This is a genomic window from Streptomyces sp. NPDC029139 (assembly GCF_055564335.1).
This window is the reverse complement of sequence record NZ_JBVHWN010000004.1, coordinates 127,775-153,603: the sequence shown is the minus strand read 5'-3', so window position 1 is coordinate 153,603 and position 25,829 is coordinate 127,775. Positions and strand designations below refer to the sequence as shown.

General features: G+C 71.0%; 23 protein-coding genes and 1 tRNA gene. 7 read left to right on the top strand and 17 right to left on the bottom strand.

What is annotated here, in order from left to right:
* Positions 1–56: 56 nt before the first annotated feature.
* From ACZ4VW_RS11740 to ACZ4VW_RS11720, 5 genes are all read right to left on the bottom strand, one after another.
* Entirely contained in the window at positions 57–959 is a 903-nt protein-coding gene (locus ACZ4VW_RS11740) for an LLM class flavin-dependent oxidoreductase (RefSeq protein ID WP_467961066.1), read from the bottom strand.
* 31 nt (positions 960–990) lie between these two features.
* Positions 991–1,533, bottom strand: a complete 543-nt coding sequence (locus ACZ4VW_RS11735; RefSeq protein ID WP_467961860.1) for an RNA 2'-phosphotransferase — start codon at positions 1,531–1,533, stop codon at positions 991–993.
* 152 nt (positions 1,534–1,685) lie between these two features.
* Positions 1,686–2,606 (bottom strand): MerR family transcriptional regulator, encoded by a 921-nt coding sequence (locus tag ACZ4VW_RS11730; RefSeq protein WP_467961064.1) that lies wholly within the window; start codon positions 2,604–2,606, stop codon positions 1,686–1,688.
* Positions 2,607–2,739: 133 nt separating this feature from the next.
* Positions 2,740–4,518, bottom strand: a complete 1,779-nt coding sequence (locus tag ACZ4VW_RS11725; protein ID WP_467961858.1) for an SDR family oxidoreductase — start codon at positions 4,516–4,518, stop codon at positions 2,740–2,742.
* 128 nt (positions 4,519–4,646) lie between these two features.
* Positions 4,647–5,489 carry a M24 family metallopeptidase gene (locus ACZ4VW_RS11720; RefSeq protein ID WP_467961063.1) on the bottom strand — a complete coding sequence of 281 codons (843 nt, stop codon included), beginning with the start codon at positions 5,487–5,489 and terminating at the stop codon, positions 4,647–4,649.
* 250 nt (positions 5,490–5,739) lie between these two features.
* On the opposite strand from ACZ4VW_RS11720, the gene ACZ4VW_RS11715 reads away from it, so the two are divergent.
* From ACZ4VW_RS11715 to ACZ4VW_RS11700, 4 genes are read left to right on the top strand one after another with little or no spacing between them, the layout of a single operon-like run.
* Entirely contained in the window at positions 5,740–6,702 is a 963-nt protein-coding gene (locus ACZ4VW_RS11715) for an ABC transporter ATP-binding protein (RefSeq protein ID WP_467961856.1), read from the top strand.
* On the top strand, positions 6,699–7,595 hold the full coding sequence (locus tag ACZ4VW_RS11710; RefSeq protein WP_467961062.1) for an ABC transporter permease: 897 nt from the start codon (positions 6,699–6,701) through the stop codon (positions 7,593–7,595). Before ACZ4VW_RS11715 ends, ACZ4VW_RS11710 begins: the two co-directional genes overlap by 4 nt.
* Positions 7,596–7,644: 49 nt before the next feature.
* On the top strand, positions 7,645–8,556 hold the full coding sequence (locus tag ACZ4VW_RS11705; RefSeq protein ID WP_467961060.1) for an ABC transporter ATP-binding protein: 912 nt from the start codon (positions 7,645–7,647) through the stop codon (positions 8,554–8,556).
* 14 nt (positions 8,557–8,570) lie between these two features.
* Positions 8,571–9,290 carry an ABC transporter permease gene (locus tag ACZ4VW_RS11700; protein WP_467961059.1) on the top strand — a complete coding sequence of 240 codons (720 nt, stop codon included), beginning with the start codon at positions 8,571–8,573 and terminating at the stop codon, positions 9,288–9,290.
* A gap of 121 nt (positions 9,291–9,411) precedes the next feature.
* Here the strand turns inward: ACZ4VW_RS11700 and ACZ4VW_RS11695 are convergent, their stop codons facing one another.
* Entirely contained in the window at positions 9,412–10,671 is a 1,260-nt protein-coding gene (locus ACZ4VW_RS11695) for a CynX/NimT family MFS transporter (RefSeq protein ID WP_467961057.1), read from the bottom strand.
* On the bottom strand, positions 10,668–11,417 hold the full coding sequence (locus ACZ4VW_RS11690; protein ID WP_467961055.1) for a FadR/GntR family transcriptional regulator: 750 nt from the start codon (positions 11,415–11,417) through the stop codon (positions 10,668–10,670). The genes ACZ4VW_RS11695 and ACZ4VW_RS11690 overlap by 4 nt, the downstream gene beginning before the upstream one ends.
* 126 nt (positions 11,418–11,543) lie before the next feature.
* On the opposite strand from ACZ4VW_RS11690, the gene lpdA reads away from it, so the two are divergent.
* Both lpdA and ACZ4VW_RS11680 read left to right on the top strand, forming a co-directional pair.
* Positions 11,544–12,947: a dihydrolipoyl dehydrogenase gene (gene lpdA, locus ACZ4VW_RS11685; protein WP_467961053.1), complete on the top strand. Its 1,404-nt coding sequence runs from the start codon at positions 11,544–11,546 to the stop codon at positions 12,945–12,947.
* Positions 12,948–13,292: 345 nt separating this feature from the next.
* Positions 13,293–13,377: transfer RNA gene (locus ACZ4VW_RS11680), tRNA-Ser, on the top strand.
* Between the two features lie 115 nt (positions 13,378–13,492).
* Here ACZ4VW_RS11680 and ACZ4VW_RS11675 read toward each other — a convergent pair.
* The 9 genes from ACZ4VW_RS11675 to ACZ4VW_RS11635 form a co-directional block, all read right to left on the bottom strand.
* Positions 13,493–14,305 carry an HAD family hydrolase gene (locus tag ACZ4VW_RS11675; RefSeq protein WP_467961052.1) on the bottom strand — a complete coding sequence of 271 codons (813 nt, stop codon included), beginning with the start codon at positions 14,303–14,305 and terminating at the stop codon, positions 13,493–13,495.
* On the bottom strand, positions 14,302–15,591 hold the full coding sequence (serS, locus tag ACZ4VW_RS11670) for a serine--tRNA ligase (protein WP_467961050.1): 1,290 nt from the start codon (positions 15,589–15,591) through the stop codon (positions 14,302–14,304). The genes ACZ4VW_RS11675 and serS overlap by 4 nt, the downstream gene beginning before the upstream one ends.
* Positions 15,592–16,166: 575 nt before the next feature.
* Complete coding sequence (gene pheA / locus ACZ4VW_RS11665; RefSeq protein ID WP_467961048.1) at positions 16,167–17,102, bottom strand: prephenate dehydratase; 936 nt, start codon at positions 17,100–17,102, stop codon at positions 16,167–16,169.
* Between the two features lie 145 nt (positions 17,103–17,247).
* Positions 17,248–18,507 (bottom strand): iron uptake transporter deferrochelatase/peroxidase subunit, encoded by a 1,260-nt coding sequence (efeB, locus tag ACZ4VW_RS11660; protein WP_467961046.1) that lies wholly within the window; start codon positions 18,505–18,507, stop codon positions 17,248–17,250.
* A 5-nt stretch (positions 18,508–18,512) separates the two neighbouring features.
* Positions 18,513–20,507 carry a copper resistance CopC/CopD family protein gene (locus tag ACZ4VW_RS11655; RefSeq protein ID WP_467961044.1) on the bottom strand — a complete coding sequence of 665 codons (1,995 nt, stop codon included), beginning with the start codon at positions 20,505–20,507 and terminating at the stop codon, positions 18,513–18,515.
* A 25-nt stretch (positions 20,508–20,532) separates the two neighbouring features.
* Positions 20,533–20,988: a copper chaperone PCu(A)C gene (locus ACZ4VW_RS11650; protein WP_467961854.1), complete on the bottom strand. Its 456-nt coding sequence runs from the start codon at positions 20,986–20,988 to the stop codon at positions 20,533–20,535.
* 38 nt (positions 20,989–21,026) lie between these two features.
* Positions 21,027–21,755 carry an SCO family protein gene (locus ACZ4VW_RS11645; RefSeq protein WP_467961042.1) on the bottom strand — a complete coding sequence of 243 codons (729 nt, stop codon included), beginning with the start codon at positions 21,753–21,755 and terminating at the stop codon, positions 21,027–21,029.
* A 28-nt stretch (positions 21,756–21,783) separates the two neighbouring features.
* Positions 21,784–22,578 carry a YcnI family copper-binding membrane protein gene (locus ACZ4VW_RS11640; protein WP_467961040.1) on the bottom strand — a complete coding sequence of 265 codons (795 nt, stop codon included), beginning with the start codon at positions 22,576–22,578 and terminating at the stop codon, positions 21,784–21,786.
* A 106-nt stretch (positions 22,579–22,684) separates the two neighbouring features.
* Positions 22,685–23,485 carry a hypothetical protein gene (locus tag ACZ4VW_RS11635; protein ID WP_467961038.1) on the bottom strand — a complete coding sequence of 267 codons (801 nt, stop codon included), beginning with the start codon at positions 23,483–23,485 and terminating at the stop codon, positions 22,685–22,687.
* Between the two features lie 220 nt (positions 23,486–23,705).
* On the opposite strand from ACZ4VW_RS11635, the gene ACZ4VW_RS11630 reads away from it, so the two are divergent.
* Positions 23,706–24,149: an ATP-binding protein gene (locus ACZ4VW_RS11630; RefSeq protein WP_467961036.1), complete on the top strand. Its 444-nt coding sequence runs from the start codon at positions 23,706–23,708 to the stop codon at positions 24,147–24,149.
* 209 nt (positions 24,150–24,358) lie between these two features.
* Here ACZ4VW_RS11630 and ACZ4VW_RS11625 read toward each other — a convergent pair whose 3' ends face one another.
* Positions 24,359–25,816 carry an aminopeptidase P family protein gene (locus ACZ4VW_RS11625; protein WP_467961034.1) on the bottom strand — a complete coding sequence of 486 codons (1,458 nt, stop codon included), beginning with the start codon at positions 25,814–25,816 and terminating at the stop codon, positions 24,359–24,361.
* Positions 25,817–25,829 lie beyond the last annotated feature (13 nt).

The following is a 25,829-nucleotide window of genomic DNA, read 5'->3' as shown; positions in this document are numbered from 1 at the left end:
CATCTGAGAGCGGCGTTTCCGCCGCCCGCTTTCCCGCCGCCCCGTCCCTCGCCGGATCAGCCGAGCTGCGCGACGGCCTCGGTGGCGATCTCCTCGAAGACGGCCTGCTCGGCGGCGAAGTCCGAGTCGGGGATGGGCCAGTGGAGCACGATCTCGGTGAAGCCGAGCTCCTGGTGGCGGCCGGCGAAGTCGACGAACGCGTCCAGGGACGTCAGCGGTCGTCCGCGGTCGGGGGTGAAGCCCGTGAGCAGGATCTTGTCCAGCTCGGTCACGTCGCGGCCGGTCTCCGCGCATGCCTTGCCGAGCTTCTCGACCTGGCCGCGGATCGCCTCGACCGACTGCTCCGGCGTGCCCTCCGCGTTCAGCTTCGGGTCGCCGGTGGTCACCCACGCCTGACCGTGGCGGGCGGCGAGCTTCAGGCCGCGCGGGCCGGTGGCCGCCACGGCGAACGGCAGGCGCGGGCGCTGGACACAGCCGGGGATGTTGCGGGCCTCGTCGGCGGAGTAGTGGGTGCCCCGATGGGTCACCGCGTCCTCGGTGAGCAGCCGGTCGAGCAGGGGCAGGAACTCGCCGAACCGGTCCGCCCGCTCCTTGGGGGTCCACGGCTCCTGGCCGAGCACGGTGGCGTCGAAGCCGTTGCCGCCGGCGCCGATGCCGAGTGTGATCCGACCGCCCGAGATGTCGTCCAGGGAGATGAGTTCCTTGGCGAGCGTCACCGGGTGGCGGAAGTTCGGGGAGGTGACCAGGGTTCCCAGGCGCAGGCGATCGGTGGCCGTCGCGGCGGCGGTGAGGGTGGGGAGGGCGCCGAACCAGGGGCCGTCGCGGAAGGTCCGCCAGGACAGGTGGTCGTAGGTGTAAGCGGCGTGGAAGCCGAGCTCCTCCGCACGCAGCCAGCGCTCGCGGCCGCCGTCGTGCCAGCGGTGGACGGGAAGGATCAGGGTGCTCAGGCGCAGGGTCATGCACTCGACCATACGACGGCCCGCAGGAGTCTCAGCCGGGGAAGCGGAGGAACCGCGGGGGGACGGTGTCGGTCAGCCAGACCCCGTTCGCGCTGACGTGGAAGACGTACCCCGCCCGGTGCATCGCGCCCGCGTCCACGCTCAGGACCACCGGGCGGCCACGGCGTGCGCCGACCCGGGTCGCGGTCTCGCGGTCGGGCGAGAGGTGGACGTGGTGGCGGGACATGGGACGCAGGCCCTCGGCCCGGATGGCGTCCAGCTGGGCGGCGACCGTGCCGTGGTAGAGGTACGCGGGGGGTTCGGCGGGCGGAAGGTCCAGGTCCACGGTGACGGTGTGGCCCTGGCTGGCCCGGATCCGTGTTCCGTCGATCGCGAAGCGCTTCTTGTCGTTGGAGGCGACGACATGGTCGAGCTCGGCGCGACTGATCGGGAAGCCGTGCTCGGCCGCCGCTCGCAGGAGCGCGTCGATCTCGGTCCAGCCGTTGGCGTCGAGAACCAGCCCGATGCGCTCGGGCTGATGGCGCAGATGCTTCGAGAGGTACTTCGACACCTTCACGGTGCGTCTCTCGTCCATCGGTCTGTTCATGGCGCCAGGATGCCGGAGGGCCGTCCGACGAGCCATTGAATTGCGGCACAGATGTTTGATCCACAACCAAGTCGAGTTATCCACAGGGGAATTGGCGATTCTGTGGACAACCGGCCTTCAATGCAGGGCTTTTGTGCTACTCAGCTGCGTTCGGAGCGATTTAGGGTCAGTGCGTCCAATGTCCGGGACTGTACCTCCCGTTCAGCAGCGGCCGCGATGAACGCCGTCACGTTCTCCGCTCCAACGAGCTGCTGCACGGCACGAATCGTTGCCGACGGGAGCGCCACCGGACGCGGCTCGTCGTCCCGTACCGGCGGTGGTTCGGCCGCCAGATGATGCTGGAGGTGCCGAGTGGCGAACAGGCGCATCGCGCGCGCCAGTTCCGCGTCGACGGTCTGCTGGGCGAGGGGCCTGAGCCGGCGCACCATCGTCGCCGCCGCGGCCGCGTCCGCGTCTGTCGGCGGCCGGTGCTCCAGATAACGCGCGAAGACGTGCTCGGTGGTGAACTCCAGGAAACGCGAGGCGATGTGCTCGACCTGGACGCGAAGTTCCCTCAGATGGCCCGAGATCGCGGAGAGCGGCACACCCGCCTCGTACAACTCGGCCGCCACCGCCAGCTCTTGGGGGCTCGGGACGAGGAACTCGTCCTCCCGGCCCGGGACCCGCTCCAGGACACCTAGCTCGATCGCCTCCCGTATCGCGTCCTCGTCGGGCGTGCCGCCGAACGTGGTGTCGAGCTCCTCGCGGGAGATCCGGTCGGCCTTCTCGTCCGTCCACGGGCCGTCGACCTCGGCGACCAGCCCGAGCACGCCGCCCAGACCGCGGCCGGCGTCCCATGCCTCCAGCAGCTCCTTGATGGAGGCCAGGGTGTAACCCCGGTCCAGCAGGTCCGCGATCTGCCGCAGCCTGGCCAGATGCGTGTCCCCGTACACGTTGGACCTGCCCCGGCGCTCCGGCCGGGGCAGCAGGCCGCGGTCCTGGTAGGCGCGGATCGTCCGGACCGTGGCACCGCTGTGGTGGGCCAGATCCTCGATCCGGTACTCCGTTGGCTGCTCCGACAAACCCGCTCCCACCCGCTCTTCCGGCCAAACGCTTACGGCGCGACCGACCGCGCGCCCTCCGCCCGCGCCCCCGTGCCCCTGGAGGCACGGGAGGGATCGTACGGCCGCCCGAAGTCCGGCTGCTTCTTGGCACTCACGCCGGCGGCTCCCACCGGGCTATCGCCCGCAGCGCCCTGGGGGCGAAGCGGGACAGGAAGTGGGCACCGCGCGCCTCCGGAGTCACGGGGACGACGGCCTGGTTGCGCACGACCGCACGCAGGATGGCGTCCGCGACCCTCTCCGGCGGATAGTTGCGCAGACCGTAGAGGCGAGAGGCCTCCTTCTGGCGCCGCTTCTGCTCCTCCTCGCCGAGTCCGGCGAACCGGGCCGTCGCGGTGATGTTGGTGTTCACGATGCCGGGGCAGATCGCCGAGACGCCGATGCCCTGGCCGGCCAGCTCGGCGCGCAGGCACTCGCTCAGCATGAGCACGGCCGCCTTCGAGGTGCCGTACGCGGGCAGGGCCCGGGAGGGCTGGAAGGCTGCGGCGGAGGCGGTGTTGACGATGTGCCCGCCCTGGCCGCGCTCGGCCATCTGACCGCCGAAGATCCGGCAGCCGTGGATGACACCCCAGAGATTGACGTCCAGGACCTTCTTCCAGTCCTCGGTGGTGGTCTCGAAGAACGAGCCGGACAGCCCGATGCCGGCGTTGTTGACCAGGACGTCGACGATGCCGTACTCGCTCGCCACCTTCACGGCGAGCTTCTCCATGGCCTGCTCGTCACTGACGTCGACGGTCTCCCCCCACGCCTCAGGCGCACCGATCAGCCGTGACATCTCCGCCGTGCGCGACGCCCCCTCGGCGTCCCGGTCGACGGCGACGATCCGCGCGCCCGCCTCGGCGAAGGCGAAGGCGGTGGCCCGCCCGATGCCGCTCGCGGCGCCGGTCACCAGCACCAGCTGACCACCGAACCGCTCGGCGTACTCCGGCTTCGCCGGGCTCTTCGCCGCCGGCGCAGGCGCCTTCACCGCCGGGTCCTCGTTCCTGTCCACGAACTCGGTGATCCAGGCGGCGAGCTGGTCGGGGCGGGTCCGGGGCACCCAGTGCTTGGCGGGCAGGGAGCGCCGGGTCAGGTCCGGCACCCACGTGGCCAGGTCGTCGTAGAGCCGCTCCGAGAGGAAGGCGTCACCGGTCGGCGTGATCAGCTGGACCGGCGCGTGGGCGTACGCGTCGGCGCGCGGACGGCTCAGTCGTGCGCGGACGTTGTCCCGGTAGAGCCAGGCGCCGTGCGCCGCGTCGTCGGGCAGGGACGGCGTCGGATAGTCGCCCGCGGGGATCTTCTCGATCCGCTGGAGCAGCTTCGGCCACTGCTTGCCGAGCGGGCCGCGCCAGGCCAGCTCGGGCAGGACCGGGGTGTGCAGCATGTACACGTACCAGGACTTGGCGCCCTGGCCGAGGAGCTGACCGACCCGGCGCGGGGTGGGCCGGGCCATCCGCCGCTTGATCCAGTGTCCGAAGTGGTCCAGCGAGGGGCCCGACATCGAGGTGAAGGAGGCGATGCGGCCCTCGGTGCGCGGGACGGTCACGAACTCCCAGGACTGCACCGAACCCCAGTCGTGCCCGACCAGGTGGACGGGCCGGTCCGGGCTGACCGCGTCGGCGACCGCCAGGAAGTCGTCCGTCAGCTTCTCCAGGGTGAACCCGCCCCGCAGCGGGGCCGGCGCCATGGACCGTCCGTGGCCCCGGACGTCGTACAGCACCACGTGGAACCGCTCGGCCAGCCGGTGCGCGACCTCCGACCAGACCTCCTTGGAGTCCGGATACCCGTGCACGAGCAGTACCGTCGGCCGGCTCGCGTCACCCATTTCGGCGACGCACAGCTCGATCCCGCCCGTACGGATCCAGCGCTCCCGCGCGCCCTTCAGCCCGGCCATCACACCAGCCCCTTCGTCCGTGTTCTCCCCCGGAGCAGTCGCCCGGGCGGTGCCCTCGTCTCCGGACCCGACGCGCGGAGACGCGGCGGCCGCCGCGGCCCGCGGCCCGGCGGCCTCGTGTGCGTCGCTCACGAGGACTCGTTCCAGCGCCGCACGTGCGGCAGGTCGTCGTCCAGCCAGAACGCGCTCTGCTCGGGGTCCCGCGAGTCGGTGACGACGAGGATCTCCTCGAACTTCGCGCCCGTGCCCCGGAAACCGAGGTGCGGTTCGACCGCCCACAGCCCCGGCCGGGGCGGGTGGTCGGAGAACTTGTACGGGGACCAGAGCGGCGACCAGCCGTCGCGGTGGCCGTGGATCGCGTCGCTCGCGAGCCCCTTCAGCGACTGGGTGCCGAAGCCGAAGAGCGTCGGCGACCAGCGGCGCTCCTTCACCCGGTCGATCTTGTGCGCGATCACGCCGAACGGATAGGCGCGGTGCCGGTTGGCGTACCCCTGGCGGACCATGAGCCGGTCCACGCTCGCGTAGATCTCCCGCAGGGGGCGGCGCTCGCGCACCTCGCTCAGGATCAGCTCGCGGTGCGCCTTCAGATCGGCGAGCAGCCTGTCGTGCACCGGGTTGAGGCCCAGGCAGCCGGAGTAGCCGATGTCCGAGGTGTAGCCCTTGTGCACGGGAGCCATGTCGAGGATGAACGGCATCCCCGCCTCCAGGCGCCGGTTCGTGGGAAAGAACTGCAGCGGGATCTTGAAGTCGACGAAGGCCGTGCGGTCGCCGAACCAGGCGAAGGGCCGGTGGAACCAGTCCCGCACGCCCCGCTCGTACAGCCAGTCGCGCTGCATCTTCGCGGCCTCGCGCTCGGTCACACCCGGCCTGAGCTGGGCCGCGACAGCTTCCGCGCACTCGTAGGAGAGGCGCTGAACCTCCCTGAATCCCCGCAGTTCCGCGGTCACTTCGCTTGCCACTGCTGAGGTCATGCCACCCGCCCGTCCGGTGTGATGCCTTGCGTGCGCTACGTGTTAGTAACCTGACACTGATGAATGTGACAATGCCCGGCGGCTGCGTCAAGGGGCGTGCGCGAGCCTGTGGAGAAGCCGCGGCGCGAACCTGTGGAAAAAGACTTTGGTCTCGGCTCCCCTACGGGTTCGTACACCTGGAGTCGGATACGGAACGAGCCGTTGGGCTGACGACTGCTGTGGTGTGCGCCACTACCGTCGAACCGTGACTGTGATCGCCACCGAAAGCCTCAGCATGCGGTTCCCCCGGGTGACCGCTCTCGACCGGCTCTCCCTGGACATCGGGCCCGGTGTGACCGGACTTGTGGGTGCCAACGGAGCCGGTAAGTCCACGATGATCAAAATCCTGCTCGGTCTGTCCCCCGCCACGGAAGGCCGCGCCGAGGTGCTCGGCCTGGACGTCGCCACCTCCGGCGCCCAGATCCGTGAGCGCGTGGGGTACATGCCCGAGCACGACTGCCTCCCGCCGGACGTCTCGGCCACCGAGTTCGTCGTCCACATGGCGCGGATGTCGGGCATGCCCGCCACCGCCGCCCGGGAACGGACGGCCGACACCCTGCGCCACGTCGGTCTGTACGAGGAGCGCTACCGCCCCATCGGCGGCTACTCGACCGGTATGAAACAGCGGGTGAAGCTGGCCCAGGCCCTGGTCCACGACCCGCAGCTGGTCCTCCTCGACGAGCCCACCAACGGCCTCGACCCGGTGGGCCGCGACGAGATGCTCGGCCTCATCCGCCGGGTCTGGACGGACTTCGGCATCTCGGTCCTCGTCACCTCCCACCTCCTCGGAGAGCTCGAGCGCACCTGCGACCACGTCGTCGTCATCGACGGCGGCCGGCTGCTGCGCTCCAGCTCCACCAGCGACTTCACGCAGACCACCACGACCCTCGCGGTCGAGGTCACCGACTCCGACACCCACCCCGACGGTGCCCACGCCCTGCGTGCCGCGCTCGCCGCGGCGGGCGTCACCCTCCACGAGGGTGTGGAGGACGGGCTGCCGGGCGCCGGTCACGTCCTCCTCCTGGAGGCCGCCGGCGAGGAGACGTACGACCTCGTGCGGGACACCGTCGCCGACCTCGGCCTCGGTCTCGTACGGATGGAACAGCGGCGCCACCACATCGCCGAGGTCTTCCGCCCCGACGCCCAGAAGCAGGAGGAGGTGCCGGCGCGATGAGCTCCCAGGCCCCCGAGACCACCCAGATCCACAACATCGGCTACCGCAGCTACGACGGGCCGCGCCTCGGCCGCGCGTACGCGCGCCGCGCGCTGTTCTCGCAGTCGCTGCGCGGTGCGTACGGACTGGGCCGCAGCGCCAAGTCCAAGGTGCTGCCGATGATCCTCTTCGCCGTGATGTGCGTTCCGGCGCTGATCATCGTGGCGGTCACGGTCGTCACCAAGGCGACGAAACTGCCGGTCGACTACACGGCCTACGCGATCCTGCTGCAGCTGGTGATCTGCATCTTCCTCGCCGCCCAGGCCCCTCAGTCCGTCTCCCGCGACCTGCGGTTCAGGACGGTGCCGCTGTACTTCTCGCGGCCGATCGAGCGGATCGACTACGTCCTCGCCAAGCTCGGCGCGATGGCCTCGGCGCTCTTCATCCTCACCGCCGCGCCGCTGGTGATCCTCTTCGTCGGCTCGCTGCTGGCGAAGCTGGACTTCGCCGATCAGGCCAAGGGGTTCGGCCAGGGGCTCGTCTCCGTGGCGCTGCTGTCGCTGCTGTTCGGCGGCATCGGCCTGGTCATGGCCGCGCTCACCCCGCGGCGTGGCTTCGGCGTCGCCGCCGTCATCGCCACCATGGTGATCTCCTACGGTGCGGTCTCCACGCTCCAGGGCATCGCCTACGGCACGGACAACCTCGACGCCATCCAGTGGATCGGCCTGTTCTCGCCGGTCACGCTCATCGGCGGGGTGCAGAGCGCCTTCCTCGGCGCCTCCACCTCCTTCCCCGGCGGCGAGGGCGTGGGCCCGGGCGCCGGAGTCGGCGTGGTGTACCTGCTGGTCGTCCTCGCGCTGATCGCCGGCTCGTACGGAGTCCTGATGCGCCGCTACCGAAAGGTGGGGCTGTGATCATCCTTCCGTCGCCCACCACCACCCTGCCAAAGGATGGGCCGCGCCCATGAGCACACTTTCCATCGACCACGCCTCGCGGTGGTTCGGCAACGTCGTCGCCGTCAACGACGTCACCATGACCGTCGGCCCGGGCGTCACCGGCCTCCTCGGCCCCAACGGCGCCGGGAAGTCGACCCTCATCAACATGATGGGCGGCTTCCTCGCCCCCTCCACCGGCACGGTCACCCTCGACGGCGAGGCGATCTGGCGCAACGAGTCCGTCTACCGGCAGATCGGGGTCGTCCCCGAGCGGGAGGCGATGTACGACTTCCTCACCGGGCGCGAGTTCGTCGTCGCCAACGCCGAGTTGCACGGGCTGGGGGCCACGGAGGCCCAACGCGCGCTCGCCACGGTCGAGATGGAGTACGCGCAGGACCGCAAGATCGCCACGTACAGCAAGGGCATGCGGCAGCGCGTGAAGATGGCCTCGGCCCTCGTCCATGACCCGTCCGTGCTGCTGCTCGACGAGCCGTTCAACGGCATGGACCCGCGCCAGCGCATGCAACTGATGGACCTGCTGCGCCGGATGGGCTCGGCGGGCCGCACGGTCCTGTTCTCCTCGCACATCCTGGAGGAGGTCGAGCAGCTCGCCTCGCACATCGAGGTGATCGTGGCCGGGCGCCATGCCGCCTCCGGTGACTTCCGCAAGATCCGCCGGCTCATGACGGACCGGCCGCACCGCTATCTCGTACGGTCCAGCGACGACCGGGCGCTCGCGGCCGCGCTCATCGCCGACCCGTCCACGGCCGGCATCGAGGTCGACCTCGCCGAAGGCGCCCTGCGCATCCAGGCGGTCGACTTCGGGCGGTTCACGGAACTGCTGCCCCGGGTCGCCCGGGAACAGGGGATTCGGCTGCTGACGGTCTCGCCGTCGGACGAGTCCCTCGAATCGGTCTTCTCGTATCTCGTAGCGGCCTGAAAGGAGCCTGACCGATGTACAACCCCACAGTCGCCCGGCTCACCTACCGGGCCCTGCTCGGCCGCCGGCGGGCGCTGATCCTCTTCGCGCTGCCCGCCCTTCTGCTCGTGATCGCCGCCGCGGTACGGGCGTTCAACGGCGCGGACGACCAGATCGCCGCCGACGTCCTGGGCGGTTTCGCGCTCGCCACGATGGTCCCGCTGATCGGCGTCATCGCCGGAACGGGCGCGATCGGCCCGGAGATCGACGACGGTTCGATCGTCTATCTGCTGTCCAAGCCGGTGAAGCGCCCCACGATCATCTTCACCAAGCTGATCGTCGCGATCGCCGTGACCATGGTCTTCTCGGCGGTCCCGACCTTCCTCGCCGGTCTGATCCTCAACGGCAACGGCCAGCAGGTGGCGGTGGCGTACACCGTCGCGGCGCTGGTGGCCTCCATCGCGTACAGCGCGCTCTTCCTGCTGCTCGGCACCGTCAGCCGCCACGCGGTGGTCATCGGGCTGGTCTACGCGCTGGTCTGGGAGGCGCTGTTCGGCTCCCTGATCTCCGGGGCGAAGACCCTCAGCGTGCAGCAGTGGGCGCTCGCGGTGGCCCAGAAGGTCAGCGGCGAGGGCCTGGTCACCTCGGACGTCGGCCTGTCGACGGCGGTGGCGCTGCTGGTCGGTGTGACGGTCCTGGCGACCTGGTACGCGGGCCAGAAGCTGCGGACGCTGAAGCTGGCGGGCGAGGAGTAACAGCGGGCGGGGCGGGGCGCCCGGCGGGGCGGGGGCGCCCCGGCCCCCGGGCCCTCGCCCCTTGGCCCCAGGTCCTCGGCCCCGGCCCTGGCCCATGGGCCCCGGCTCTGAGCCGGAAAGCTTAGACCTTGGTGTCCCTGGCCGCCAGCAGGCCGACGGCCAGGGCGGCCGCGCAGGCGCCCAGCACCAGCGCGATCGGCACCGTCCAGGAGCCGGTCGCCTGGTGGACCGCGCCGGCGGCCAGCGGTCCGGCCGCGGCGAGCAGATAGCCGACGGTCTGGGCCATGCCGGAGAGCCGCGAGGCGGTGAGCGCGTCGCCCGACCGCAGCACGATCAGGGTCAGGGCGAGGCCCACCGCCCCGCCCTGGCCCACGCCGAGCAGCGCCGCCCAGAGCCAGGCCCCCTGCACCGGGGCGGTCATCAGCCCCGCGTAGCCCGCCGCGACCAAGGTGGTGACGAGGACGACCAGCGGGCGCTGCGTCCGCATCCGGCCCGCGAGCAGCGGCACCGCGAACGCGCCCGCCACCTGGATCAGGTTGTTGAAGGCGAAGATCACGCCGGCCGTCGAGCGGCTCATCCCATGGTCGGTGAAGATCGTGGGCATCCAGGCGATCAGGACGTACGACCAGAGCGACTGCAGTCCCATGAAGAGCGTGACCTGCCAGGCGAGCGCCGAGCGCCAGACGCTTGTGGCGGGCGCCGCGGTGACGGCCCGTACCTCATGTCCCGTACGGCCTCTGGCGACCATGACCTGCGGCAGCCAGGCCAGCGCGGCGAGCGCCGCGAGCAGCGACCAGAACCCCAGGGACGCCTCCCAGCCGCCGCCGAGGGCCTCCTCCAGCGGCACCGAGGCCGCGGCCACCACCGTCGCGCCCGCGATCATCGCGCCCGTGTAGAGCGAGGTCATCGACGCGGCCCGGTCGGGGAAGTCCCGCTTGATCAGGCCCGGCATCAGGACGTTGAGCAGGGCGATCGCCGTACCGACCAGGACGCCGCCGCCGTACAGCGCGTACACCGAGGGCAGGACGCGTACGAGGATGCCGGCGCCGAGCAGGACGAGTGCCGCGAGCAGTACCGGTTCGGCGCCGAAGCGGCGCCCGAGCCAGGGAGCCACCAGCGCGCCGAGGCCCAGGAAGAGCACGGGCACCGACGTCACCAGCGAACTGCCCGTCGACGAGAGGCCGAAGGCCGCCGCGATCTCGCCCACCAGCGGTGACACACTCGCGAGCGCGGCTCGCATGTTGAGCGAGGCCAGCACGATCCCGGCCATCAGCAGGGCGGGGTGGGCGAGCGACCCCCTTCGCCCGGCGGCCGATCGGGACGGGCGGACGACACCGGCCTCCGCGTCGAGGACCGGCGGCGCCTGGGACTCGGTCCTCACAGGTCCTCGCCCGTCCCCACCACGCCCGTCCCCACCGCGCTCGGCCGCGCCTCGCCGACCGCCTCGTCCCCCGCCCCGCTCGTCAGCGCGGTGATCGTCTCCATCGGTACCCGCAGCAGCTCCCGGGCCCCGGCTTCCGCGCTCTCCGCGTCCGCCGCCTCGATCGCCGTGACCAGCGCCTCGTGCGCGTCGATGTCGACCGGCGGCATCTCCCGGTCGCCGAGCGCCTCCACCAGCACCTCGTGCACCTGTGTGGAGAAGAAGCGGTACACCTCGATGAAGGCCGTGTTGTGCGTGGCCTCCACGACGGCGAGGTGGAAGGCCATGTCCGCGTCCGCGTCCCGGTCGCCCTCCTCGCGGAGGGCCGTCAGCACCGCCCGCAACCGCACCAGGTCGTGGGCGTCCCGCCGTACCGCCGCGAGGCGCGCCGCCTCCGTCTCCAGGGCCATCCGCAGCTCCATGACGTCCCGGGCGCCCGCATGGCGCACTCCGCGCAGCACGGCGGCCGGGTCGGCGGTCGACCTGACAAAGGTGCCGTTGCCCTGACGGGACTCCAGGAGACCGGCGTGGACCAGCACCCGTACGGCCTCGCGGACCGTGTTGCGCCCCACGCCCAGCTGCTCGGCGAGTTCGTGTTCGGTCGGGATGCGGTCCCCGACCTGCCACTCGCCCTCCGCGAGCTGCTCGCGCAACTGCTGCACCACGGTGTCCACCAACGAGGTACGCCCCGCCGCCTTCAGCGCCATCACCACTCCAGGAAGAGATATTCGCCCAGTTGCCCAGTCATCCTACAACTGACCGGGCGAGGGGCACCGGACTACTGTGGGCCCGTACGCGGACACGAACACCCTCACCACCTTCGGGAGTCAGTCATGTCAGACCGCTTCGACGTCGTCGTACTCGGAGCTGGCCCCGGCGGCTACGTCGCCGCCATCCGCGCCGCCCAGCTGGGCAAGCGGGTCGCGGTCGTCGAAGAGAAGTACTGGGGCGGTGTCTGCCTGAACGTCGGCTGCATCCCCACCAAGGCGCTGCTGCGCAACGCCGAACTCGCCCACATCTTCCAGCACGAGGCGAAGACCTTCGGCATCAAGGTCGACGGCACGGTCTCCTTCGACTACGGCGAGGCGTTCCGCCGCAGCCGCACGGTGGCGGACGGCCGCGTCAAGGGCGTCCACTTCCTGATGAAGAAGAACGGGATCACCGAGTTCGACGGGCGCGGCACCTTCGTCGACGCGAACACCCTGCAGGTGGCCGCGGCCGACGGTTCCTCGCAGACGATCACGTTCGACCACTGCATCATCGCCACCGGTGCCACCCCGCGTCTGCTGCCCGGCACGGCCCGCAGCGAGCGCGTCGTGACGTACGAGGAGCAGATCCTCGCCGATGACGTGCCGCAGTCGGTCGTCATCGCGGGGGCCGGCGCGATCGGCATCGAGTTCGCGTACGTGCTGCACAACTACGGCGTGAAGGTCACGATCGTCGAGTTCCTGGACCGGATCGCGCCGCTGGAGGACGCGGACGTCTCCAAGGAGCTGGCCAAGCAGTACCGCAAGCTCGGCATCGACGTCCTGACCTCGACCCGCGTCGAGTCGATCGACGAGTCCGGTCCGCAGGTCCGCGTCACCGTCACCGGCAAGGACGGCGCGCAGAAGGTTCTGGAGGCCGACAAGGTCCTGCAGGCCATCGGCTTCGCCCCGAACGTCTCCGGCTACGGCCTGGAGAACACCGGCGTGGCACTGACCGAGCGCGGCGCGATCGAGGTCGACGGCCACTGCCGCACCAACGTGCCGCACATCTACGCCATCGGTGACGTGACCGCGAAGCTGATGCTCGCGCACACCGCCGAGTCCATGGGTGTCGTCGCCGCCGAGACCATCGGTGACGCCGAGACCATGGAGCTGGACTACCCGATGATCCCGCGCGCCACCTACTGCCAGCCGCAGATCGCCAGCTTCGGCTGGACGGAGGCGCAGGCGCGGGAGAAGGGCTTCGACGTCAAGGTCGCCAAGTTCCCCTTCACGGCGAACGGCAAGGCGCACGGCCTCGGCGACTCGACCGGCTTCGTCAAGATCATCAGCGATGCGAAGTACGGCGAGATCATCGGCGCCCACCTGATCGGCCCCGACGTCACCGAGTTGCTGCCCGAGCTGACGCTGGCGCAGCAGTGGGACCTGACGGTCCACGAGGTCGCGCGGAACGTCCACGCGCACCCGACGCTGGGCGAGGCCGTCAAGGAAGCGATCCACGGCCTTGCCGGGCACATGATCAATTTCTGAGGGCTCTTCCCCGAGGGGTGACGGGCGCGGAGAGCGCCGAGGGAACCCCAGGTGGTGCACCGGGTGACGAACCGTCCCGGCCGATCAGGTCGTGGGCGTGTTCGTCACCCGGTTCGCATGTCCGCGGCTTCGCGGGCCGGTAATTCGGTGGCGACGGGACGAGGCGCGGGCGCACAGTGGTCGTGCGGGGGACGCCCGCCAGGAGACCGGGGAGGAGCGCGACGATGACCGACACCAGTTCGAGCCGGAGTTCGAGTCCGTCGAGCTCCCTGCAGGGCGGCGCCCCCTAGCGCCGCCGGGGCGGCCGCTTCGAGCGCGCGGCACCTTCGCGCGGGCCGCCCACCCGGAGGATTGGCCGAGTGGTAAGGCACGGGCTTGCTAAGCCCTGGTCGGGGTCATCCCCGCGCGCGTTCGATCCGCGCATCCTCCGCATGTGGCGCCTGTGGCGCCTGTAGCGCCCGTGGCACCACGCCCGTGACGCCCATGGCGCTCGTGGAGCCGGTGGCCCGTACCGCGCGTACCCCCAGCTCCGCTCCCTTACAGGGCTATCGCGCGAGCAGACGCTCCAGGGCGACGGCGATGCCGTCCTCCTCGTTCGAGGCCGTCACCTCGTCCGCGACCGCCTTCAGGGCCTCGTGCGCGTTCGCCATCGCCACGCCCCGTGCCGCCCAGCCGAACATCGGGATGTCGTTCGGCATGTCGCCGAAGGCGATCGTGTCCGCCGCCTTCGCACCCAGCCGGCGCGCGGCGAGCGACAGACCGGTGGCCTTGGTCAGACCCAGCGGAAGGATCTCCACGATCCCCGCGCCGGCCATGACCACGTCCACCAGGCTGCCGACCGTCTGCCGGGCGGCACTCGCCAGTTCGTCGTCCGACAGGGTGGGGTGCTGGATGTAGAGCTTGTTCAGCGGGGCGGACCACAGCTCCGTCGGGTCCTCGAAGAGAACCACCGGCAGTGGTCCCTCCTGGAGCCGGTAGTCGGAGCTGACCAGCACCTCGCCGTCCAGGCCGTCGCGGCTGGCGGCCAGGGCCAGCGGCCCGACCTCGGCCTCGATCTTCGACAGCGCCAGACCGGCCAGCTGCCGGTCCAGGGTCACCGACGTCAGGAGCCTTCGCTCACCGGCGTGGTAGACCTGCGCGCCTTGACCGCACACCGCGAGCCCCTCGTAGCCGAGGTCCTCGAGGATGTGGCGGGTCCACGGCACGGAGCGGCCGGTGACGACGATGTGCGCGGCCCCCGCCGCCACCACGGCGGCGAGGGCGTCACGCGTACGTTCCGAGACCGACTCGTCGGACCGCAGCAGCGTGCCGTCGAGGTCCGTCGCGACGAGCCTGTACGGGAACGAAGACGGGCTCACTTGGAGATCGGCTCCAGGACCTCGCGGCCGCCCAGGTACGGCCGCAGCGCCTCCGGCACACGCACCGAGCCGTCCGCCAGCTGGTGGTTCTCCAGGATCGCCACGATGGTGCGCGGCACGGCGCACAGGGTGCCGTTCAGCGTCGCCAGCGGCTGCACGACCTTCTTGCCGTTTCGTTCGTCCCGCATCCGCACGGACAGGCGGCGCGCCTGGAAGCCGTCGCAGTTCGACGCCGAGGTGAGCTCGCGGTACTTGCCCTGGGTCGGGATCCACGCCTCGCAGTCGAACTTGCGCGAGGCGGACGCGCCCAGGTCGCCGGTGGCCACGTCGATGACCTGGAAGGGCAGCTCCAGGCTGGTCAGCCACTGCTTCTCCCAGTCGAGGAGCCGCTTGTGCTCGTTCTCGGCGTCCTCCGGAGCGACGTACGAGAACATCTCGACCTTGTCGAACTGGTGGACCCGGAAGATGCCCCGGGTGTCCTTGCCGTACGTGCCGGCCTCGCGGCGGAAGCACGGCGAGAAGCCGGCGTAGCGCAGCGGGAGCTTGTCCGCGTCGATGATCTCGTCCATGTGGTACGCGGCGAGCGGCACCTCCGACGTACCGACGAGGTAGTAGTCGTCCTTCTCCAGGTGGTACACGTTCTCCGCGGCCTGGCCGAGGAAGCCGGTGCCCTCCATGGCGCGCGGGCGGACCAGCGCGGGCGTCAGCATCGGGATGAACCCGGCCTCGGTCGCCTGCGCGATCGCCGCGTTGACGAGGGCCAGCTCCAGGAGGGCGCCGACGCCCGTCAGGTAGTAGAAGCGCGAGCCGGAGACCTTGGCGCCCCGCTCGACGTCGATGGCGCCCAGTGCCTCGCCCAGCTCCAGGTGGTCCTTGGGCTCGAAGCCCTCGGCCGCGAAGTCGCGGATGGTGCCGTGCGTCTCGAGGACGACGAAGTCCTCCTCACCGCCGACGGGGACGTCCGTGTGGACGATGTTCCCGAGCTGGAGCAGGAGGGCGCGGGCGGTCTCGTCGGCCTCGTTCTGCTCGGCCTCGGCGGCCTTGACGTCGGTCTTGAGCTGCTCGGCCCGCTGCAGGAGCTCGGCGCGCTCCTCGGGAGTGGCCTTGGGGATCAGCTTGCCGAGCGCCTTCTGCTCGGAACGGAGTTCGTCGAAGCGGACGCCGGACGACCTGCGCCGCTCATCGGCGGAGAGCAGGGCGTCGACGAGGGCGACGTCCTCTCCACGGGCGCGCTGGGAGGCGCGAACACGGTCGGGGTCCTCACGGAGCAGGCGAAGGTCAATCACCCCACCAGGCTACCGGTGCGGGCTCATGACACCTCAACCGGATATAGCCTTGCGTGTCGCTTTGCCCTAATTGCCGGTATTGAGATTTGCTGGGGCCCATTCGTCAATAAACCGGCTGCGAGCCCCCGAAAAGGGGCGGATCGGCGTGCGCGGCTTGACTGAACCGCCGTGTGGATGAAGGGACTTCCTCCGGCTTCTCCACAGCACCCCGCGGCCCGCGAAAAGTTTTCCACAGACTGTGTGGAAGATCTGTGGATCGTGAACCCATTCCTGGGGCAACCGTGATCAAACCCGCCTCGCGCACTCTTCCGAGTGGAAATTGCTCGCTCTAAAGGGTTGATCGAGAGAATAGGGGTGACGCCGGGCGTGGCTGGCCCGCCTGGGCTCTGTGGGTGAACGCGAGGCGACCGTGGTGATTTGTCGACCTTGCCCCTGCGCGATATCGACTTGTCCCCAGGCCGCGGCAACAGCCTGTGGATAACTATGAGATCAAGCGGAAAATATGCAGGTAGGACAAGTGGTTCACACCTGTGGACGACCGCGCCCGCCGTATCGGGCGAGAGGCCACCATCGGATCAGGCCCGACCGTCCTGGGCCCTCGCCAGCCAATCGGAGGCCGCCATGAACTCCGCGTCCGAGGTCCCGCGCCGCAGCGCCCGGACATCCTTCACCGCGACGCCCGCCCGCGGGTACGACCCGAGGAACCGCACCTTCGGGCAGATCCGCTTCAGCCCCATCAGGGCCTCGCCCACCCGGCGGTCGGAGATATGGCCCTCGGCGTCCACGGCGAAGCAGTAGTTGCCGATGCCGGCGCCCGTCGGGCGGGACTGGATCAGCATCAGGTTGACCCCACGCACCGCGAATTCCTGCAGCAGCTCGAGGAGGGCACCCGGATGGTCATCGCCCAGCCACAGCACGACCGAGGTCTTGTCCGCACCCGTCGGCGCGGCCGGCCGCGCCGGCCGGCCCACCAGGACGAACCGCGTCTCGGCGTTCTCCGCGTCGTGGATCTCCGTGACCAGGGCCTCCAGGCCGTAGGTCGCCGCCGCGAACTCCCCGGCGAAGGCCGCGTCGAACCGGCCTTCCTGCACGAGCCGGGCCCCGTCCGCGTTCGAGGCGGCCGACTCCCAGCGGGCGTCGGGCAGATGCGCCCGCAGCCAGTTCCGGACCTGCGGCTGGGCCACCGGGTGACCGGTGACGGTCTTGATCGCCGCCAGTTCGGTGCCCGGGCGGACAAGCAGGGCGAAGGCGATCGGCAGGACCACCTCGCGGTAGATCATCAGGGGCTCGCCGGAGGCCAGCTCGTCCAGGGTCGCGGTGACCCCGCCCTCCACCGAGTTCTCGATCGGTACGAGAGCGGCGGCGGCCTCTCCGTTGCGTACGGCGTCGAGCGCGGCCGGGACGGAGACCATCGGGACGAGCTCCCGGGTCGCGGCCTCGGGCAGCGTACGCAGCGCGGCCTCCGTGAAGGTGCCTTCGGGACCGAGATACGTATACCGGGTGGCTGACATACGGTCACCCTAATAGGCGCGGGAGCCGTCGACCCGTCGCCCGCCGCGGGTCACGATTTCGGGCCGGGGTCGCGACTCCGGACCGGGCTCGGGACTCCCGCCCGGGGTCAGGACTCCGGCCCGGGGTCGCGACTCCCGCCCGGGGTCAGGACTCCAGCAGCCGCTGGCCGACGTACTCGCCCTCCGCGGCCCCACCCGGCACGGCGAAGAGGCCACTGGCCTCGTGACGGATGAAGGCGGACAGCGCGTCGCCCCGGTCGAGCTTGCGCTGCACGGGCACGAAGCCCTTGAGCGGGTCGGCCTGCCAGCAGATGAAGAGCAGCCCCGCGTCGGGTGTGCCGTCCGGCCCGATGCCGTCGTGGAAGGAGAAGGGCCTGCGGAGCATCGCCGCTCCGCCGTTCTGTTCGGGGGCGGAGATGCGCGCGTGGGCGTTGTCAGGGATGACCAGCTTCCCGTCCGGTCCGACCTTGTGCAGATCGGGCTCGGTCGTCTCGCTCCCGCCGGTGAGCGGGGCTCCGTCCGACTTCCGTCGGCCGATGACCTTCTCCTGCCTGGCCAGGGAGAGCTCGTCCCAGTCGTCGAGGAGCATCCGGATCCGCCGTACGACGGCGTACGAGCCGCCGGCCATCCACTCCTGCGCGCCCGAGGCCCCCGCCGGGACGAAGACGCGCTGGTCGAAGTCGGGATCGGTGGGCTTCGGGTTGCCGGTCCCGTCCACCTGGCCCATCAGGTTCCGGGCGGTCATCGGCGTGGCGGTGGCGCCGGCGGACCGGTTGAAGCCGTTCATCTGCCAGCGGACCCGCGCCGCCGTGCCCGCGTCCTTCTGCAGGGCGCGCAGAGCATGGAAGGCGACGAGCGCGTCGTCCGCGCCGATCTGTACCCAGAGGTCGCCCTCCGACCTCTTCGGGTCGAGCGCGTCGGAGGAGAAGGAAGGCAGCGGATCGAGCTGCGCCGGGCGGCGCGCGGTGAGACCGGTCCGGCCGAAGAAGGAGTGGCCGAAGCCGAAGGTGACCGTCAGGGAGGAAGGGCCCGCGTCCAGGGCGATGCCGGTGTCGTCGGTCGACGGCTCGCCCGCCATCAGCGCCTTGGCTGTCGCCGACCAGCGGCGCAGCAGAGCGGCGGCCTCCTTGCGGCCCGCTCCGGGGGCGAGGTCGAAGGCGATCAGATGACCGCGCGACTGAAGCGGAGTGGTGATCCCCGCTTGATGTTTCCCGTGAAACATCACCTCCGTCGCCCCGACCGTCGTCAGCGCCTCCGCCTCGGTGGCCGAGGCGCCGGAGTCGGCGACCGCCGCGTACACCCCGGCTCCGCCGGCGGCACCGAGCGCGATCCCGGCCGCGCCCGCCGCGCCCACCGTGCCGAGCAGCCGTCGCCGGGAGATCTCAAGGTTGTCGTCGTCGCTCACGTGCGTCAGCCGATCTTCACGTTCTTGTCGATGGTGGTCTGGTCGATGTCGGAGGTGCGGACCGTCACCTGGATCTCCCATTCGCCGGCCATCGGGATCTGGACGCCGGTCGCGCTCCAGTGCCCGGTCTGGATCCGGTCGGGAAGGACGGGCAGGGGGCCGACGTTCTTCTCCTTCAGGGTGAAGGCGACCTTGATCTCGGGGACGTCCAGCGGGCGACCGTTGGGGCGGTCGACATAGAGGTGCAGGGCGTTGGCGCCGGTGCGGCCCGGGTCGAGGCTGAGCCGTACCGTCCCCTTGCCGTCCACGCCCCCGGTGTCGAAGGGCAGCCGGATGTCGACGGGCCGCTCGGGCACGGCGGCCGAGCCGGCCGCGGACGTGGAGCGCCCGGCCTCCTCCTCCGTACGACCTGGTTCGGTCGAGGTCAGGACGGTGGTCACGGCGAGCAGGGCGACGGCGACGACGGCCTCGGTGAGGACCGAGCGGCGCAGACCGCTGCGTTCCGGGTCGGCGTCGCGGTCGCGCTTCTTGCGGGCGGTGGCGACGGCGGCCCGTTGCCGCGCGAGCTGGGCGGCCCGTACGGGGTCGACGTCCTCCTCGACGCTCCGATCCCCGGCGCGATCCCCGGCGCGGTCCCCGGCGCGGTCCCCGGCGGTGCCGCTCTCGGTCTCCCTCTCCTCCCCGGACTCGGACTCATCGGACCCCCCGGACTCCTCTGACTCCTCGCTGGCGTCGGTGGTGTCGGAGCCGTCCGGCGCCGGTGCGGCGAGTCGCCGGGTCCATCGGCGGGAGATCCAGGCGACACCCACGAGCACGGCCACGAGACCGACCTTGACCAGCAGCAACTGCCCGTACGCCGTGCCGGTCAGGGCCGACCAGGAGCCGACCTGCCGCCAGGACTGGTAGAGCCCGGTCGCCGCGAGGACGACCACGGACCCGAAGGCGACCTTCGAGAAGCGTTCGACCGCCGCCCGCTCGATGTCGGGCGCCCGGTACAGCGCGACGAGCAGCGCCGTCAGGCCGCCCAGCCAGGCGGCCACGGCCAGCAGGTGCAGGATGTCGACGGGCATCGCGATGCCGGGCTGCAGGCCGGTCGAGGCGTGTTCGGCGAGTGCCCAGGTGCCCGCGATGCCGGCGGCCACCACGGTGCCGCCGATCGCGAGTCCGAAGGTGAGGTCCTTCTTCTCCTTCTCGTCGGTCCGCTTCGTGTACGCCCCGAACAGCACGGCGACGAAGAGGGCGGCCGCCCCCAGGAGCATCAGCCGGGAGATCAGCGCGGCGCCGGTCTTCGTCTCCAGGACGGACTTCAGTCCGCCGAGGTCGAAGGCATCGGCGAGTTCGCCGGAGCCGGTGTACGGGTTGCGCAGCAGCAGCATGAGCAGCGTGGCCGCGGTGAGCGTCAGCCAGCCCCGGACCACGAGCCGCTGCACGGGACGCACGGAGGCGCCGCGCGGCCAGCAGGCGAGGACGAAGGCGCCGCCGCCGACGAGGACGACGAAGCCGGCGTAGGAGAGGTAGCGGGCGATGCCGTACAGCGTGCCGACGAGTCCGCCGCCGGCCTCCTGGTCGGGCAGGGCGACGGAGGTCTGGGACGGGGCGCCGATGGAGAAGGTGAAGGCGCCGGCGATGGGGTGGCTGTCGGCGGAGACGGTCTGCCAGGCGACGGTGTAGGTGCCTTCCGGCAGGCCGGAGCGGAGCCCCACCCCGTACTTGACGATCGATCCGCTGCACAGGTCGCGGATCTCTCCGGTGTCGACCCGCTTCCCCGCCGGGTCGAGGACCCGGATGGAGTCGCCGCTCATGGCGACCTGTTCGGAGAAGGTGAGGTTGACGTCCTTGGGGGCGGTGGCGACCACCGCCCCGTCCTTCGGGTCGCTGCCGGTGAGCGCGGCATGCGCGGACGCGGGCGCGGCGCCGGCGAGCAGTGTGCCGAGGAGCGCGGCCGTGACGAGCAGGAGCCGGGCCAGGGCGGTTCCGAGGCGCGGGGCGGTGGCTGGCATGAGTGTGGTCAGTCCCTCACGTAGCTCAGTGCTGCTTCGGGTTGTGGGTGGCGGCCTCGACGGGAAGCTCGACCTTGAGGGGGTCGGCCTTCTCGAAGTGCAGCTCGATGCTGACGTTCTCGCCCTGCTTCGGCTTGGTCTTCAGACTCATGAACATGATGTGGTTGCCGCCGCGTTCGAGCTTCAGCTCGCCGTGGGCGGGGATGTCGAAGGACTTCACCTCCTGCATCTTCTGGTTCTTCGTCTCGTGGATCGTCACGTCGTCCGAGAGCGGGCTGGTGACGGAGGTGAGCTTGTCGGCGGTGTCGCCGTCGTTGGTGATCGTCAGGAACCCGCCGGCCATGTCCGTCGCCGGCTGCGGCATGAAGGCGCCGGAGACCTTGAGTTCGGGCGCGCTGTCGGACGAGCAACCGGCCAGCGCCGTGCCGGAGACGAGGGCGAGGGCGGCGGCGAGGGCGCGGGTGGTGCGGGTGGTACGGATGGTGCGGGTGGTACGGGTGGTGCGGGTGGTGCGGCGGTTCACGGGTTCTCCCCCTTGATGATCTTCGGCAGGTCCTTGGCGTAGTCGTCGACGGTGGTGTCCTCGCCGTACAGGACGTAGCCCTGGTCGGTGACGGGCGAGAACGCGATCACCTGGGCTCCGTGCATGGAGACGACCGAGCCGTCCTTCTCCTTCTTCGGCGGGTCGATGCCGATGCCGATCTGGCGGGCGCCCGCCTGGATCGTGGAGAAGTCACCGGTGAGACCGGTGAAGGAGGGGTCACCGGCGGCCGGCAGCCACTTGGCCAGTTCGGCCGGGGTGTCCCGCTCCGGATCGGTGGTGACGAAGACGACCTGGAGCTTGTCCTGGTCCGCCTTGGGGAGCTGCTTCTTGGCGATGGCGATGTTGCTCATCGTCAGGGGGCAGACGTCGGGGCAGTGGGTGTAGCCGAAGTAGATCAGCGTCGGCTTGCCCTTGGTCCGCTCGCGCAGGTCGAACGGCCGGCCCTTGGTGTCCGTGAGGACGAGGTCGGGCTTGGTGAACGGCCGGTCGAGGACCGTCGCCGCCTTGGTGCTGTCGTCGGCGGAGACCTCGGCGACCGGTCCGTTGCCGGCGCCGGTCTCCTTGGAGTCGCCTCCGCCGAGACCGACGAAGGCCGTGACCACGAGGGCGGCGGCGACCACGGCGGAGGCGGCGATCAGAGGGGCGCGGCGGCTCGGCCGGGCCTGCTCATCGGTCTTCGGGTCGGTCGACTTCTGGGCTGACATGAGTGGCGTTCTTTCTACGGAAGGGGGTTCAGGCCGAGCGGCGGCGGCCGGCGAGCACACCGAAGGCGACGCCCGCGATGCCGACGAGGATGCCGATGACGCCGAGCACGCGCGCGGTGGTGTCACTGGAGGCGGAGGCGGAGCCGGAGTCGCCGTGGGAGCCGGCGGCCTCGGTGTGCGACTTCTTGTCGTCCGCCTCGTCCGCCTTGTCGTCGGCCTTCGCGCCGGCGCCGTGGTGGTCGTCGGTCGCCGCGGAGAGCCGCAGCACGGGGGCGGGGTTCTGCGGCTCGTCCCCGCCTTCCTTCGGCTCCTCGATCCAGCGGACGACCTCGTCGTTGTCGTACGTCTGGATGGCCTTGAGGACGAGCTGGTCGGCGTTCTCCGGCAGCCGGCCGAGCGAGAGCGGGAACTGCTGGAACTGGCCGGGTCCGATCTTCGAGCCGTCCGCGGTCCAGGTGACCTTGGAGACGGCCTCGTTGATCTTCTTGCCGTGCAGCTCCAGCGGCTTGGCGAGCTTCGCCTTGGTGACCTCGGCCTTCCAGCCCGGTACCGGCTGCGGCATCACGGACGCGAGCGGGTGGTCGGTCGGGAAGTTGATCTCGACCTTGACGGTGGAGGCGTTGTCGCGCTCGTTGGGGACCTTGACGTTGACGGTCGCGTAGCCGCCCTTCGCCGCCTCGCCCTGGGGCTGCACGCTGACGTGCGCGAAGGCGGTGCCGGAGAGCAGGGCGACGGAGGACACGGCGATGCCACCGGCGACCGCGACACGGGAGACGGCGGTACGGGAGACGGCGACACGGGAGACGGAAGTGGAAACGGTCATGGCAGAAGACACTCCAGCTCGGGAGAGAAGGTGCGAGGCAGGCACGCCGGGCGCGCGGAGGGGCGCGCGCGGACGATCGCGGCCCGCTCCCGGTGAGCGGTCCGCGTCAGGCTGCGAGGACGCAGTCGGCGACCGGCGGGCCGCGCCGGATGACCGTGTGCTGGAGTGCCGCCATGTCGGGCGGCGGGGTGTCGTCGGCCGCGGTGCGGGCGGGGCGGCGCGGGCCGGCCGCCGGGAGCCCGGGCAGGCCGGAGAGCAGGGCGCGTACGAGTGCCAGTGCGGCGCGCAGGGAACGGACGAGGGCGCCTTCGGCGAGCTCGGTCGCTCCTTGGGAGGAGAGCCGGACGAGCCGGACGAGGGCGAGGTCGCCCCGGCGCAGCAGCCAGCCGGCGGCGAGCGCGGCCAGCAGGTGGCCGAGCATCATGGGCAGGTCGGGCAGCAGGTCGGCGCTCCCCCCGGCCCCGGTCGCCAGATGCGCGGCGTGGGTGGGGTGCGCGTGTGCGGCGGCGGCCGGGTCCAGACCGGCGTCGGTGATGATCCGGGTCGCCTCGGCGGGGCTGAGCGACGTGGCGCCCGCGCCGCAGACGAGCTTGGCGGCCATCCGGATCAGTGCGTCCTCGGAGGCCGGGCCGAGGGCGGAGGCCGTGAGGGGTCGCTGCCCGAGGCCGAACAGGACGTGCAGCGCGAGCTGCCCGCCGGTCAACGTGCCGACGATGACGGGCAGCGAGCGCTCGCGCCCGGCGAGGAGCACGGTGATCCCGAAGAGCCCGAGGAAGCCGGCGACCACGGCCCACGGCGCGATGCCCGCGCAGGCGGCGAGGGCGTGTCCAAGCCCGGACAGCACGACGCAGACCGCGGTGAACACCGCGGCCCTCAGCAGGCGTGGTCCGAGCGCGGGGGCAGACATGGCGGGCCCATCATCGCACCAGGCCCGGAACTGCCGTACGGCAGGTCCGGAAGATCACCCTTTGACGCCTTCGGGCCGGACATACACCGGCCTCCGGCGTGCCGACATCCGCCGAACGAGCGCTCTTGCGTTCCCCCTGGGCTTACGGGCTCCTTCGGAGGGCAATAGGTATCGGTATGTCGCGCCGCAGCATGTCGAGCCGCAGCCAGGAGGCTGAAGCATGAGCATCTGGTGGTCTCTCCATCTCCGGCGCGAGGCTGCGAGCGTGCCGCTCGCCAGGCGACTTCTTCTGGGCACGATGGAGACCGCGGGCGTCGATCCGGACGTGTCGTACGACCTGTCGGTCGCCCTGACCGAGGCGTGCGCCAACGCCGTCGAGCACGGCGGCTGTGGCGACACCGGTTCCGGCGTGGGGTCGGAGGCGTACCGCGTCACCGCCTATCTGGACGGCGAGACCTGCCGGATCGAGGTGGCGGACGCGGGCCCGGGCTTCCCGGGCACCCCGCTGCCCGCCGCCCCGGACGCGGAGAGCGGCCGGGGGCTGCGGTTGATCGCGGAGCTCGCCGACCACGTCCATTTCGGCCGTACGGGCCGGGGCGGAGCGCTCGTCTCCTTCGACAAGATCGTCAAGTGGCGGACGGACGCGCCTCTCGCACTGACCTGAACTCCCGTACGAGCCCGCACGAGCCCGCACGAGCCCGTACGAGCTCGAACGAGATCCCGTACGAGCTCGAACGAGATCCCGTACGAGATCGCACGAGACCCCCGAACGAGATCTGGTGCGACATGGGCCCGAGAAGCGCCCCGCGCCGGGATACGGGAAAGCCCCCGCCGATCGTGTCGGCGGGGGCCTTCCACGGGTGGGTCCGCGGGTCAGCCCTTCAGGCCGGCCATCCATGCCTCGACCTCGTCGGAACGGCGCGGCAGCGAGTCGGAGAGGTTCCGGTTGCCGTCCTCCGTGACGAGGATGTCGTCCTCGATGCGGACGCCGATGCCCCGGTACTCCTCCGGCACGGTCAGGTCGTCGGCCTGGAAGTACAGGCCCGGCTCGACGGTCAGGCACATGCCCGGCTCGAGCGTGGTGTCGACGTACGCCTCGGTGCGCGCGGCGGCGCAGTCGTGGACGTCCATGCCGAGCATGTGACCCGTGCCGTGAAGGGTCCAGCGGCGCTGGAGGCCGAGCTCCAGGACGCGCTCGACCGGGCCCTCGACGAGGCCCCACTCGACGAGCTTCTCGGCGAGCACGCGCTGGGCGGCGTCGTGGAAGTCGCGGTAGGCGGCGCCCGGCTTCACCGCGGCGATGCCCGCCTCCTGCGCCTCGTAGACGGCGTCGTAGATCTTGCGCTGGAGCTCGGTGTACCGGCCGTTGATCGGCAGGGTGCGGGTCACGTCGGCGGTGTAGAGCTCGGTGGTCTCCACCCCGGCGTCGAGCAGCAGCAGGTCGCCGGAGCGGACCGGGCCGTCGTTGCGCACCCAGTGCAGGGTGGTGGCGTGCGGGCCGGCGGCGCAGATGGAGCCGTAACCGACGTCGTTGCCCTCGACGCGGGCGCGCAGGAAGAAGGTGCCCTCGATGTAGCGCTCGCTGGTCGCCTCGGCCTTGTCGAGGACCTTGACGACGTCCTCGAAGCCGCGGGCGGTGGAGTCGCAGGCCTTCTGGAGCTCGGCGATCTCGAAGGCGTCCTTCACGAGACGGGCCTCGGAGAGGTAGACGCGCAGTTCCTCGTCGCGCTCGGCCGTGACCTTGTCGGTCAGGGCCGCCTCGATGCCGGCGTCGTGGCCGCGCACGACGCGGACCGGGCCGGTGGCCTCCTTCAGCCGCGCGGGCAGCTCGCGGACGTCCTTGGCCGGGATGCCGAGCAGCTGCTCCGCCTCGGTGAGGGAGTGGCGGCGGCCGACCCACAGCTCGCCCATGCCGTCGAGCCAGAACTCGCCGTTCTCACGGTCGGAGCGGGGCAGCAGGTAGATCGTGGCCCGGTGGCCGCTCTTCGTCGGGTCCAGGACGAGGACGCCGTCGTGGGTCTGGTCACCGGTGAGGTACGCGTACTCGGTGGAGGCGCGGAAGCTGTATTCGGTGTCGTTGGAGCGGGTCTTCAGGTTGCCCGCGGGGATGACGAGACGCTCGCCGGGGAAACGCGCGGACAGGGCGGCACGGCGCGCGGCGGTGTGCTCCGCCTGCGCGATCGGCCGCAGGTCGTGCAGCTCGGTGTCGGCCCAGCCGGACTTCATGTTCTCGGCGAGCTCGTCGGAGACGCCCTGGTACAGGCCGTTCTTGCGCTGCTTGATCGGCTCTTCAGCTTCTTCCGGGGTCTCCGGGGTGAGCTCCTCGGCCACGGGTCTGCCTCCT